This is a genomic window from Paenibacillus sp. JZ16 (assembly GCF_015326965.1).
GTDB lineage: Bacteria > Bacillota > Bacilli > Paenibacillales > Paenibacillaceae > Paenibacillus_AQ.
This window is the reverse complement of sequence record NZ_CP017659.1, coordinates 7,197,195-7,210,978: the sequence shown is the minus strand read 5'-3', so window position 1 is coordinate 7,210,978 and position 13,784 is coordinate 7,197,195. Positions and strand designations below refer to the sequence as shown.

The following is a 13,784-nucleotide window of genomic DNA, read 5'->3' as shown; positions in this document are numbered from 1 at the left end:
TCTAGTTCCCCTTTCTTTCGATAGGAGCCACATTATTGCTGTTTGGCTTTTTATCTTTTTTACTCAATTTCAGATCGCCATGACTGCGATAAGCAATGACGCGGTTCTTCTCCTTCACCAAAATATCCCAATCGGATTCAGCTTTCCCCCACTGGGCCGTTGAAAAGAATTTAATCTCTGCAACGGACTCTCCCGTGTCGGTCATGACAAAGTTTAAATAAGCATTTTTATTGGATTCCGGTGTGATGGTAATCTTATTGTACATGTCGGGCGGAAAGTCCAGATAGAAGCGATTGTTCATATCGTAGTACCGCTGGAGTACGAATTGAAGCCCTTCTTTTTCATTGCTCTCCCGTACTTCTCCGTCCCACTGGAAGTACGTGGTGAAGAACGGGATCTCATCCAGGATAAGCCGATCTTCCCAGCCGCTTGGTCTTGTAAGAACACCAAACTCTAGAATACCGTCATCATTCACATCTTCGCTCTCAACAGGCAGTTCCTTATAGGTAAGCAATTCATCCTGGAGGACGTCAATAAACTGGTTATCCTCCATAATGATGAGCTTGGAATAAGAAGAGTTAGACACAACCGAAGCGTCCAAGATGATACCTTCTTTGTCCTTGGCCACTTTACCTGCTACAACATTGTAATAACTTTCGATATTGGGTCCCAGATCCAGCTTGTTCAGCTCGACAAAGGCATCTTCGAATTTGTCGTATTGATAGGTGCTGATATATGAGAGCTCCTTCTGCTGAAGATAGACAACCGTAATATCGTTGATCTTATCACCGTTCATATCTCCGATATTAAAGTTCGAATATGGCAAAGCCGGTATTTTTTCGAGTGAATCCCCTGAGAATGAATACACGGCCAGCAGGTTCTGAAGATTCTCGTCTCCGCGGGAGAAGCCGGCTACGATGTCGACCTTGCCGTCATTCGTAAAATCGACGAAATCAAAAGACTCCAATACCGTCCCTTCTCCGTCGAAATCAAGCTTCTTCACCCATGTATCGCCTTGCTGCTGCATAATCATGCCATGGATTTTCACTTCATCGTCCGGCGTCTGATAGAAGACGACAGCTTCCATAATTCCGTCATTGTCCAAGTCATGAATACGGATTGAACTGCTATCCACGTCACTTCGCGGCCGGACAATGGAGCCTTCCAGCTTATTCTTCAGAAGCGCAGATTGGATGGCGCCATTCAACGTCGCTTTATCCGTCGGCAAATCCGGTTTCTTCATTAAGGAGACCGGGTCCTCCTGAATAAACGTACAGCCGCTTATGATCAATAATAACAAGCCTGCCAAAAGGGCTTGCATCACTCTATATTTCAATAAGTATCAACTCATTTCTATTCATTCACCTGGCGTTTTTGGTGATCGATAATTACAGTCTTGACTTCTCGCCATGGGTTAAACGTCTTCCGGTCACATCCACGGCCAGCTCTCCGCCGGATAGACCCATGATCCGGGTGCAATACTTCTCGGCCAGCTCCAAGGGTATCACGGTAAATACGGTTAAACGTTCTTCCTCGCACAAGGTTTTAAGTGTCTTCAATACATGCTCGGCCGAAGCTGGATCAAGTCCCGTGACCGGCTCGTCCGCCAAAATCACCTTGGCACCATGCACAAGTGCGCGGGCAATAGCTATCCGCTGCTTCTCTCCGCCGCTTAACTCACCGGCCTTGCGTTTGGCCTTGTCCAACAACCCAAGGTGCTCAATCGTATCCATAGCTCCCATATAATCATCAGATCGGACCATCCCGGTTACCATTCGCCACAGCGGTGTCTGGCTGGATTGTCCGATCAATACATTCTTAAGTGCCGTTCGATTAACATTCAAGGACGGGTTCTGCTCAAGATAAGCCCATTCCCGGCGAATTCTCCGTTTTCCCGCAGGATTCATCATATCTTCGCCATCAATCGTTAATTTGCCGCCGTCCCATTTTTGCTGCATGGATAGACAGCTCATTAACAAGCTTTTCCCGCTTCCGCTAGCACCGATCAGACCGATCATTTCCCCGTGCTCCATCTGAAAAGTGATATCCTTTAACACCGGTGTGCGTTCAGGACCCATCGTTTTCTTCAGCCGATCCACTTTAATCATGTTATCGTCTCTCCCCGTCAAGTGCATATTCCTACTCTCTAGTTTAGAAGAAAGCGAAAGCAATTGCCATGAGAACAGATGTTCTATCCCTGTGTTGATGCAGTTTTGACTTTAAACCATAATCCCGTACACGCAAACAGAATATACAATCCTCCAAGCAGAACGAAGATCCCCCCGTTCCACCCTGTTTCCATGATGGCGCCCCCGGCATTCGGACCTGCTATGCTGCCCGCATTAAAATGGAAGGAAGCTACGACGTTGGCAGCCGGCAGCAGCACTCTGGGAAGGATATCCGCCGCATAAGCCAAACCAAGCGAGAAGAAGGAACCAACCAGTCCGCCGGCCAGCGTTAGCAATATTAAGGTTGCCCAGAAATTCGTTCCCGCCACGGGAATGAGCAAGAAACAGCATCCGCCCACAATACCGGCAATCGCCAGCACCCGTTTGCGGCCGAATTTATCACTCCAAATGCCGAGCGGAAGCTGCAACACCAGACCGCCGATGCCGACAAAAGGAAGCAATGCTGATATTTCGCCCAATGTAAATCCGCTTCTTAAACCGTAGACCGGGAAGTTGCTGTTAATTCCTGCTTCCATATAGCCGTAGAGAAACGCGGGAATCAATGCAAACCAGGCCAGGCGGTAGCTTTTGAGATATCGTCCAGCCGGCTGCTGCTCCCCATTCTCGCTTTTTTCCGGCTTCAGGTTCGGAAGTTTAAAGAGCACGACCAGCAGAATGAACAAGAACAGCACCGCCAGAATTATAAACGGTACCGCTTCGCCATACTTTAGCAGCGGAATGCCCAGCGGTCCTATACTGAATCCCAAACCGTAGGACATGCCGTAAAAGGATATGCTTCGCCCCCGGTTCTTCGCCGTTGACATCATCAGCACCCATAGCTGTGCCGCATAATGAAGTGCGCTGTCCCCAATACCCACAAGCACGCGCAGGACAAACCAGACGGCCACGCTCGGAATCAGCGGAAAGGCGACCAGTGACAGCATCACCAGGACCAGTCCCGAAATGATCAGTTTTTTGAAACCGACCCAGCCGAGAAGTCTTTCCGCAACAAGCGTCATCGCAAATGAGCCTACATATAAGGCCGCCGCGTTCAATCCGTTCATGGAGGATGAAATGCCCATCCGTTCCAAAAAAATAGCCAGCACCGGCAATAACAGTCCCTGGCTTAAACCAGCCGCAACCACGACGGCAATTAAAATGAAATAATGAGTTCTCCCCTGACGGGGGGTTACAGCTTCTGTCACTGAAATATAGTCCTCCTCTAATGTGAAAAAACGATGAATTTAAACAGTCAGATGAACATTATAGTGGACAAGCCCAATCCATACAAGCCATAATAATAACAATGCCATCAATTGGGAGGGTATCCGTTAATGAAATATAAAGTCAGTATCGATGTATCTATGGTCTACGAGCTGCTGGGCAGCTTCATGATATATGCAACAAGGAAATGGACCGATAACCTGGATATCGGAAAACAGCTGATAACGGAGATGGACGAGCGATTACCTCAACCTGTTCGTGTCCAGTTCAGTCGAGCCCGTTCATGGCCACTCGCGGATTATGATGTGTTATACGCCTTGATCATGCTTCGGGGAGAGCACATTGAAATCCCGGATTTTCTGAATTGGGTCGAATCTTCCGCCGTGGAAGAGCTGCATGACCTGCTGCTGCCGCACTTGCCGTCCCTCTCGCTGGATGAAACATCTAGAATTCGAGAAAACTACACACCGTTGATGAAGTTGTGGCATGAGCACTACTTCTCGGAAGTGGAGCCTGAACTGTACCAGCTCCTGGAAGAAGATGCCGAAGAGAAGCGAATGCTCCTTCCGAAAATGGACGACGAAAATTTAATCGAATACGCTTCTAGCGGCGTTATACTCGACGACGTGCCCCAGGAGAACGTAGTCTTGTTCCCGGGCACGCATTTCCGGCCGATCAATACCTATTGCTTCTATGAGAACGTACTCCTGCTGCAGTATCCGATCGATGTCCCGGAAGAAGAGGAAGATGAGCCGCCCGTGGTTCTCCTCCGCATGACCGAGGCGCTTGCGGACCCGGAACGCCTGCGTCTCCTGCGATATATTGCCGATGAACCGAAGGCCGTGTCCGAAATGGCGTCCGAGTTGGGTCAGCCTTATGAGGAATTGATGCACCATCTGATGATTTTGAGGGCAGCCGGCTTGCTGCGCTCCCATCTGAAATCCGAGAATAACGAAAGATTCAGCCTGCGACCGGATGGGGCTGCCGAACTTCAGATGTTCCTGGAGTCATACATTCGACTTTCATAGTAAGAAGGAGTGAACCATGAGTAAAACATCGCAGCATATTATCTTCGACATGGATGACACATTAATACATTGCAACAAATATTTCGATCTGATTCTTGGCGATTACTTCGAGTGGATGACCGAATGGTTTCAACATGTTGGCTTGACTACCGAAGAAGTCCGAGCCAAGCAGATGGAGGTCGACGTAGCCGGCATAGATAAGCTGGGATTTGCAAGTGCGAACTTCCCGCAATCCCTTATCGATACGTATCATTATTTCGGCCGCATTCATGGAAGAGAAAGCTCGCCCAAGGAAGAAGAGCTTCTCTACGAATTAGGACTCAGTGTATATGAGCAGGAAATCGAAGCCTACCCCGGCATGGTTGAGACGCTCGAGAAGCTCCAGCAAGATGGCCATTGTCTCCATCTCTACACAGGAGGCGAGACCCGGATTCAGAAGCGGAAAATCGAACAAATGAAGCTGGCCGATTACTTCAAAGACCGAATCTACATTCGCCAGCATAAAAATATTGCGGCGTTGGAAGAAATCCTCACGATGGGGACATTCTCCCGCTCCGATACCTGGATGATCGGCAACTCACTTCGCACCGATGTCGTTCCGGCGCTGACGGCCGGCATCAACAGCATCTATATCAAACAGCAGCGCGAATGGCAATATAACCTGGTCGAGCTGAAGCAGGAGCCTCATAACGTGTTATATACCGTATCGGCGCTGACCGAAGTGCCCGAAGTCATTGAAGAGCATTTAGATTAATCAAAATAAACCGAACCGATCAAGGATGGCATCCCTGATGGGCTCGGTTTTTTATTTAACTGTGCCGTTTCACGATTTCACGGCTTCACTCGAGTCCTCTGCCTGAACAGCAAGCTTTCCGTTCCCTTCAGCAGCTAGGACAATTCTGCCTTTAAACGTGCTGCCGTCCTCGTTTTTAAAGGATAATACCTGAGTCTTGCCTTGCAGCAGCAAGGATTTCAGCATCGCATGCGAAACCTGTTTACCGGCAAATTCCTTCCAGATGACATAGCTGCAGCCGGTTTTAAAATTGGCACAACCATAACCTTTGCGCCCTTCAATAATATGCCCTTCACATCCGGGTCTAGGGCATCGGCCTAATGAAGAACGTACGGACGACGTATCGTTTGAAGCAGCGGCATTGGATTTCGGAATCCGCTTAGCCGCTCGTTCTTCCTTGTCGCGTGGGGCTGCGGCAGCTTTTCCCGTGCTTCGCTTCCCTCTTCCTTTGGACTTGTCCTCATCTCCGCCGAAAAGCGACGAAGGCGCGGGACGCTGCGAGGATACCTTATTGATGATCGAAATGGTAAACTTCTGCACGTTTTGCATGAACACGTCGGCGGAAGCCTCGCCCTTGGATATTTGGTGAAGGCGCCGTTCCCATTGGCCCGTCATCTCAGGCGAAGCAAGTAATTCTACGCCTGCATGACGGATCAGCTCCACCGCCGTCCTCCCTTTTTGGGTAACCGTGATTCTTTTGCCCTGCATCGTAATGTATCCGACCTTCTTCAAGCGTTCAATGGTCGCTGCACGGGTAGCCGGCGTTCCAAGCCCGCTGTCTTTCATCGCATCCCGAAGCGCTTCATCCTCGATGGATTTTCCGGCACTTTCCATCGCCTTCAGCAGCGTTCCTTCCGTATAACTCTTAGGCGGCTGGGTTGCCTTTTCTTTCACTTCGGATTTCTTGCAGTGCACCGGCTCATCCGGGGACAGATCAAAGGAACGGTCGTTCCATTCCTGGGTCTCCTCTTCCTCGTCCTCTTTTCCCTTCTTGGAAGACTTGGCTTTCTTCTGCTCTTTATCCTGGGCAATCAGCACCTTCCAGCCAAGCGACAGCAGTTCCTTAATTCCCGTCTTGAACGCTTCGCCCTCGACCTCGGTAAGCACCGTATGCTGCTTGTACATGGCCGGCGGGTAAAAATGCGAGAGAAACCGGATGATGACCAGATCGTAAATATGCTGCTCTTCCTTGCTGAGCGTGCCCGGACGCTTTAACGTCGGCAAGATGGCATGGTGATCTTCAACCCGCTGCGGATTGCATACCGCCTTATTATTCATGTGCACCCGGCTAGGATCCGCTCCTTCCGCCATCGATGCATAGGAGGTCGATTTCAACATGTGAAGTGCCTTGTGCATGCCTTCGATATTCTGTTCATTCACGTAATTGGAGTTGGTACGCGGATATGAAATGACCTTGTGACGCTCATACAATGCTTGCGCAAGATCCAGCGTTTTTTTGGCAGAGTATCCGTATTTGGCATTGGCTTCACGCTGAAGAAGGGTCAAATCATACAATTTAAACGGATATTCTTTCGTTTCTTTGACTTCATATTTGGTGATGAGCCCATTCTTCCCATTAACCTTGGCTGCAATCGTCTCTGCTTTCTCTTGCGAGGTCAGCCGCTCTCCCTGCCATGTTCCGGTATACTCCAGCTGCTCTTGCTTGAACACGGCCTTCACGTCGTAGAACGTTTGCGATTCAAAGGCTTCAATTTCCTTCTGCCGGTCATAGATCAGAGCCAGAACCGGCGTCTGGACCCGCCCAACCGACAGTAAAGTCTGATGGCGTGTCGTAAAGGCACGCGAAGCATTCATGCCGATCAACCAATCGGCTTCACTGCGTGCGCGCGCAGCCTGCGTTAAATTCTCGAATTCAATCCCATCCTTCAGCTCCGCAAACCCACGGGCGATGCTTTCCGCCGTTAAATCCGAAATCCATAGTCTTTTTACAGGCTGTTTCAATTTTAATTGTTGTTGGATAAGAGCGAAAATATATTGTCCTTCTCGTCCCGCATCACATGCGTTTACGATATGGCTGCAGCGCTTGGCGACCTCTCCAATGACCTTCAGCTGATCCTTGGTTTTCGGATTCGGGATGATTTTGAATTGCTCCGGAATGATGGGCAGGTCCCGTAAATTCCAGCGTTTGTACTTCGGATCATATGCATCCGGCTCCGCCAGCCCAACCAGATGTCCGATAGCCCAAGTTATGATGTATTGCTCACCTTCAAGATATGTACGGTTATTCTTGGCCCGCGGCTCGATGACCGCAGCGATGTTCCGTCCCATATCCGGCTTTTCGGCAATGACCAACGTTTTCAAATGACATTCTCCTCCCCGATGAGTAACCATGGCGCGGTGGCTAACTCCAAAAAGGACTTCGCTCTCGCGAAGTCCTTTTAACTACTATTCATATGATAGCATATTTAGGAGAAGGATTAAACCAGTACGGTCGCACCCATCAAATATTTGTCTACCTCGCGCGCTACCTCACGGCCTTCGTTGATCGCCCATACCACGAGGCTTTGTCCGCGACGCATGTCCCCGGCGGCAAATACTTTATCTACATTGGTCGTATATTTGCCATACGGCGCTTTCACATTGGAACGGCGATCCGTTTCAAGTCCAAGCTGCTCGACCAGCGTATGCTCCGGTCCGTCAAAACCGATGGCAATGAACGCCATTTGAGCAGGAAATACTTTCTCCGTGCCCGGAATCGGTTGATACACTTTACGGCCGGTTTCGTCTACAATACGCTCGATTTGAACGGTATGAAGCTCCTTCAGATTGCCCTCTTCATCCCCGACAAATTTCGTGGTCATAATGGAGAATTCGCGTGGATCGCTGCCAAACAGCGCTTTGGCTTCCTCGTGTGCATAATCGAGCGTGTACACGTTCGGGAACTGCGGCCAAGGGTTCGCAATCGGATCACGCTGCAGCGGAGCCTGTTTATGCGTGCCGAACTGGGTAACACTGCTGCAGCCGTGGCGAAGCGCTGTTGCGACGCAGTCAGAACCGGTGTCACCGCCGCCGATGACAATAACGTCCTTGTCTTTTGCCGACAAGTAGTTGCCATCCTCGAGACCCGAATCCAGCAGGCTCTTGATGGTTCCGTTCAGATAGTCCATCGCATAATGAATGCCCTTGAGGTCACTTCCCTCAATATTGAATTCACGCGGTTTTGTTGCACCGCCGCACAGTACGACGGCATCATAGTCTTCCATCAGCTGCTTGGCGGGAATGTCTTTGCCGATCTCGGTGTTGACAACGAATTCGACGCCTTCCGCTGCGAGCAGATCTACACGGCGCTGAACAATACCCTTGTCCAGCTTCATGGATGGAATCCCGTAAGTCAACAATCCGCCGATACGGTCGGCACGTTCATAGACGGTTACGGAATGGCCTGCTTTGTTCAATTGAGCAGCCGCAGCCAGCCCTGCCGGACCAGAACCGACAACGGCTACGCGGCGTCCCGTACGCTTCGCCGGCGGCTCGGGAACGACCCAGCCTTCTTCAAAGCCCTTGTCGATGATCGCTTGCTCGATGGATTTTATCGTGACCGGCTCCCCAATCAAACCGACGGTGCAGGAACCCTCACAAGGAGCAGGACATACGCGTCCGGTAAACTCCGGGAAGTTGTTTGTTTTGTGGAGACGCTCCAAGGCTTCTCTCCACAAGCCCCGGTATACAAGATTGTTCCATTCCGGAATCAGATTATGAATCGGGCAGCCCGAAGTGCCGCCGAGCATATCGATTCCTGTATGGCAGTATGGCGTACCGCAGTCCATGCAGCGTGCTCCCTGGGTCTGGAGCTCTTCTTCTTCTAAATGTTTATGAAACTCTTCCCAGTCTTTAACTCGTTCGGCCGGGCTCCGATCTGCCGGAAGCTGGCGCTGATATTCCATAAATCCTGTTGGTGTAGACATACTGCTTTACCCCCATCCGTTCTATCCATGCTGGTTACCATGTACAATTTATCATATCATAAATCATCCGACATCGATCTTCAGATGACCCAAGAAACAGGTTTCAGTCTGATTTATTTTTTCTATTTATGCTAAAAAATTTTTTATCAGAGCATGAATCCCCATGATTAGCGGCTATTTAAGCAGCGATTTGTATAAACATTAAAAATATAGTAGCATTTCGCTTTTCTCCTGTTAAATGGACTATATGCATGATCATTTGTATTATCCTACTAACAAAACATTGTCAACATGGATGGATTGGAGTATGTCTATCCCTTCAAAGCTCGTCATCAAGCTCTTTATTTTCGTTCGAACGTAACAAACCGGTAGGCATACGGGTTCTTTTCATCCGTTATGCCGGGAACTTCTTCGATAATTTTCCATTCGTCCCAGTTCACTTCAGGGAAGAACGTATCCCCTTCAAAAGTTTCATCAATAAACGTGCAGTACAACCGATCCGCTTTCGGAAGCATCAATTCATAAATCTGGGATCCGCCGATCACCATCAGCTCTGCGTTCTCCGCGTAGGGAAGGGCTTCATCTATATCATGGATCACGATGCCCTGATCGTCCGTCAGCGTGAAACTTCGGTCTCTCGTCAGCACGATATTCTTTCGGTGAGGCAGAGGTTTGCTGCCAAAGGACTCCCAGGTCTTGCGCCCCATCAGAATCGTTTTGTGCAGGGTCGTCTCCTTGAAGAAGGCCATATCCCGCGGCAATCGCCACGGCATGGTGCCGTTCAGCCCGATTACCTGGTCCTTGCCCATTGCCCAAATCATCGATATCATTACACCGTCACTCCTTCCTTGTACAAATGGATTGCGCCGAATATCGGTACCACTTGTTTATTTACACAGCTACGGTCGCTTTAATGGTTGGATGATACTGGTAACCCTCAAATTCAAAATCTTCGAATGTATAATCAAAGATGCTCTCCGGCTTGCGCTTGATGACCAGCTTCGGCAGCTCATAAGGCTCGCGTTCAAGCTGCGTTCTGACCTGTTCCATATGATTGGAATAGATATGGACGTCGCCACCGGACCAGATGAATTCACCTGGCTCCAGGCCGCACTGCTGGGCAACCATATGGGTAAGCAGTGCATAACTCGCAATGTTGAACGGTAGCCCGAGGAAGCTGTCCACGGAACGCATGGTAAGCATGCAGGAGAGCTTCCCGCCCGCCACGTAGAATTGGAATACAAAATGGCATGGAGGCAGCTTCATGTTGTCGATCTCTGCCACGTTCCAGGCACTGACGATATGCCGCCGGGAGTCGGGATTGTTTTTAATCGAATCGATGACGTTGGCAATCTGGTCGATATGGCGTCCATCCGGCGTTTCCCACGCTCGCCACTGCGAGCCGTAGACCGGTCCCAAATCGCCGTTCTCATCTGCCCATTCGTCCCATATCCGCACGCCGTTCTCTTTTAGATACCGGATATTCGTCTCCCCGCTTAAGAACCACAGAAGCTCGTGTATCACCGATTTTAAGTGAATCCGCTTGGTTGTCATCAGAGGAAAGCCTTTAGAAAGGTCAAACCGCAGCTGTCTTCCAAATACGGATAACGTTCCCGTCCCCGTGCGGTCCCCTTTCTCTACGCCATGATCAAGAATGTCTTGCAGCAGCTCCAAGTATTGTTTCATGTATAGTCACCTCACTAGAATCTCATATCAACAGTCTACCATGTTCGTGGAATGATTGGGATGCTTAAAATAACCCTGCCGAAAGAGGCCGGATATCGCTTGCGGCATCCACATAAAAAAACAGGAGGCAGAAAACCGCCTGCGCGTTCTCTGCCTCCTGGCCGAATATATAATGACTCGAAAAAACGAAAGTCGTTTGGATTAACGGGCGATGATGTGGATCGGATGACCCATAACCAATTCCGCTGCTTCCATTACGATTTCGCCAAGCGTCGGATGCGCATGGATGGTCAAGGCTACATCTTCAAGCGTAGCGCCCATCTCAATAGCAAGACCGAGCTCTGCAATCAGGTTGGAAGCTTCCAGACCTACGATTTGCGCTCCGAGAATAAGTCCTGTTCCTTCTTCAGCTACGATCTTCACGAAGCCTTCCGGATGGTTCAAGGATACGGAACGTCCGTTACCTGCGTAAGGGAATTTGCCTGCTTTCACTTTATGGCCTTTTTCCTTCGCTTGAGCTTCGGTGTAACCTACGCTGGAGCATTCTGGATCCGTAAACACAACGGCTGGAATACATTTGTAATCCACGACGGACGGCATTCCGGAAATGGCCTCAGCAGCCACTTTACCTTCATAGGAAGCTTTGTGTGCAAGCGCCAGACCGGATACGATATCCCCGATCGCGAAGATATGAGGAATGCTTGTGCGTCCTTGATGGTCGACTTTCACAAATCCGCGCTCATCCATATCGAGGCCGATCAGATCCAGGCCAAGCTCTCCGTCCGTGTTCGGACGACGGCCAACCGTAACCAGCAGGTAATCTGCTGTTACTTCTTTGGTTTCGCCATTCACGGAGTATTTCACGGTAACTTCTTTATCGTTTTGCTCGGCACTTTCAGCTTTAGCACCTGTGATAATTTCGATACCGGTTTTCTTCATGTTTTTCGTAACGAGGCTTGTCATGTCTTTGTCAAAGCCAGCCAAAACGCTGTCCAGACCTTCGATGATCGTTACTTTCGAACCGAATTTGGAGTACATTTGACCAAGCTCGGCACCGATGTAGCCGCCACCGATTACGATCATGCTCTTCGGTACCTCAGGCAGGTTCAATGCTTCGGTAGAAGACAGGATGCGTCCGCCAAACGGGAATGGCTTCAGTTCGATTGGACGGGAACCTGTAGCAATGATGCAGTTCTTGAAGCGGTAACGCGGTGATTCATGATCATTGAATACACGCGCTTCGTTTTCGTTGATGAACATGCACTCGCCGTTGAAAACTTCCACTTTGTTGCCTTTCAGCAAACCGGCTACGCCGCCAGTCATTTTTTTGACAACGCCGTTTTTGAATTCCTGTGTTTTCGCGAAATCAACCGTTACGTTCTCCACGGAAATACCGAATGCATCGGCATGCTTAGCGGACTCGAACTGATGAGCTGCAGCGATCAAAGCCTTGGAAGGAATACAACCACGGTTCAAGCAAACACCGCCGAGTTCCGATTTATCAACGATCAGAACCTTTTGACCCAGTTGGGCGGCACGAATCGCCGCCACATAACCACCAGGACCAGCACCAATGACTAGAGTATCAATATCTAAAGAAGCATCTCCAACTACCATTAGTTACACCTCCATAACAAGCAGCTCAGGGTTAGCGAGCAGTTGTTTAATATAGTTCATAAAGTTTTGAGCCGTTGCGCCGTCGATGATACGGTGGTCAAAGCTCAAGGACAATGCCATAACAGGTGCTGCTACAATCTCGCCGTTCTTCACAACCGCCTTTTCGCTGATGCGGCCGGTACCGAGAATAGCAACCTCTGGGAAGTTAATGATTGGCGTAAAGAACATGCCGCCTGCAGATCCGATGTTCGTGATGGAAATCGTGCTGCCCTTCATTTCGTTAGGAGACAGTTTGCCTTCACGGCCGCGAGCAGCCAGATCACGGATGCTGTCAGCGATCATCCAAATGCTCTTACGATCCGCATCTTTGATAACCGGTACGATCAGACCGTTGTCTGTATCCGTAGCGATACCGATGTTGTAGTATTTTTTGTACACGATTTCGTTCGCTTCTTCGTCGATCATCGCATTCAAAGCCGGGAACTGACGGCTAGCCGCAACGAGTGCTTTAACGATGAATGGCAGATACGTAACTTTCGTGCCTTTCTTCTCAGCGATCGGTTTCATGCGGGTACGGAACGCTACCAGCTCGGTTACGTCCACTTCGTCCATGATCGTAACGTGAGGAGCTGTGTAAGCCGATTTAACCATAGCGTTCGAGATCGCTTTACGGATACCTTTGAATGGTACGCGCTCTTCTTCTGCACGAGTGTCCACCGCTGTGGATGCTGCTGCAGGAGCTGCTTTCGCTTCGGAAGCCGCTTCTTGCGCTGGAGCTGCTGCTTGGCCTCCACCGTTCTTGAAGGCTTCAACATCTTCGCGAGTCACTTTACCGTTGTTGCCAGAACCTTGCACTTGTGCAATGTCTACGCCTTGCTCACGAGCGAATTTACGCACGCTAGGTGTAGCCAGAACTTCACGATTAGGTGCTGCTGGAGCAGCTGCTCCACCGTTTCCGCCTTGTTTAGCGTCAGCCGGTGCATCTTGAGCCGGGGAAGAAGTTGTATCCGCGCTGCCTTTAGCTGCGTCAGCTTCTTGCGCAGACTGCTCTTCAGCAGGAGCCTCTTGCTCAGGAATGTCGCCTTCAGCATCGATGATAGCTACCACTTCACCGACACGGCATACTTGACCATCCTTGGCAAAAACTTCTTGAACCGTACCGTTCACGGGACAAGGAACTTCTACGACCGCCTTGTCGTTCTGTACTTCCATGATGATGTCGTCGTCTGTTACTTTGTCGCCTGGCTTGATATGCATTTTGATGATTTCACCTTCATGCAGACCTTCACCCAGCTCTGGAAAACGATATTCAAATTTTGCCAACTGAAAAACCTCCCTAGAA

The 13,784-nt window shown here is 49.8% G+C and carries 11 protein-coding genes; 2 read left to right on the top strand and 9 right to left on the bottom strand.

From position 1 onward, the window contains the following. Position 1: 1 nt before the first annotated feature. From BJP58_RS32400 to BJP58_RS32390, 3 genes are all read right to left on the bottom strand, one after another. On the bottom strand, positions 2–1,243 hold the full coding sequence (locus BJP58_RS32400; RefSeq protein WP_233354820.1) for a hypothetical protein: 1,242 nt from the start codon (positions 1,241–1,243) through the stop codon (positions 2–4). Between the two features lie 145 nt (positions 1,244–1,388). Further along, positions 1,389–2,108: a phosphonate ABC transporter ATP-binding protein gene (locus BJP58_RS32395; RefSeq protein WP_100536497.1), complete on the bottom strand. Its 720-nt coding sequence runs from the start codon at positions 2,106–2,108 to the stop codon at positions 1,389–1,391. Positions 2,109–2,191: 83 nt separating this feature from the next. Beyond that, positions 2,192–3,373, bottom strand: a complete 1,182-nt coding sequence (locus tag BJP58_RS32390) for an MFS transporter (protein WP_194542084.1) — start codon at positions 3,371–3,373, stop codon at positions 2,192–2,194. Positions 3,374–3,502: 129 nt separating this feature from the next. On the opposite strand from BJP58_RS32390, the gene BJP58_RS32385 reads away from it, so the two are divergent. Continuing rightward, positions 3,503–4,420, top strand: coding sequence for an ArsR/SmtB family transcription factor (locus tag BJP58_RS32385; protein WP_194542083.1), 918 nt, complete (start codon positions 3,503–3,505; stop codon positions 4,418–4,420). A 16-nt stretch (positions 4,421–4,436) separates the two neighbouring features. After that, positions 4,437–5,174 carry an HAD family hydrolase gene (locus tag BJP58_RS32380; RefSeq protein WP_194542082.1) on the top strand — a complete coding sequence of 246 codons (738 nt, stop codon included), beginning with the start codon at positions 4,437–4,439 and terminating at the stop codon, positions 5,172–5,174. 69 nt (positions 5,175–5,243) lie between these two features. Here BJP58_RS32380 and BJP58_RS32375 read toward each other — a convergent pair whose 3' ends face one another. The 6 genes from BJP58_RS32375 to BJP58_RS32350 form a co-directional block, all read right to left on the bottom strand. Further along, entirely contained in the window at positions 5,244–7,535 is a 2,292-nt protein-coding gene (locus tag BJP58_RS32375) for a type IA DNA topoisomerase (protein WP_194542081.1), read from the bottom strand. A gap of 116 nt (positions 7,536–7,651) precedes the next feature. After that, a complete protein-coding gene (locus BJP58_RS32370) occupies positions 7,652–9,139 on the bottom strand; it encodes a glutamate synthase subunit beta (RefSeq protein WP_194542080.1) in 1,488 nt (495 codons plus the stop codon). Between the two features lie 341 nt (positions 9,140–9,480). Then, positions 9,481–9,969: a dihydrofolate reductase gene (locus tag BJP58_RS32365; protein WP_194542079.1), complete on the bottom strand. Its 489-nt coding sequence runs from the start codon at positions 9,967–9,969 to the stop codon at positions 9,481–9,483. A 61-nt stretch (positions 9,970–10,030) separates the two neighbouring features. Further along, the gene (gene thyA, locus BJP58_RS32360) at positions 10,031–10,825 is read right to left on the bottom strand and encodes a thymidylate synthase (protein ID WP_071218198.1); all 795 of its coding nucleotides are present in this window, start codon (positions 10,823–10,825) and stop codon (positions 10,031–10,033) included. 201 nt (positions 10,826–11,026) lie between these two features. Continuing rightward, entirely contained in the window at positions 11,027–12,442 is a 1,416-nt protein-coding gene (gene lpdA / locus BJP58_RS32355; protein WP_009589200.1) for a dihydrolipoyl dehydrogenase, read from the bottom strand. A 3-nt stretch (positions 12,443–12,445) separates the two neighbouring features. Then, positions 12,446–13,765 carry a dihydrolipoamide acetyltransferase family protein gene (locus BJP58_RS32350; protein WP_194542078.1) on the bottom strand — a complete coding sequence of 440 codons (1,320 nt, stop codon included), beginning with the start codon at positions 13,763–13,765 and terminating at the stop codon, positions 12,446–12,448. Positions 13,766–13,784 lie beyond the last annotated feature (19 nt).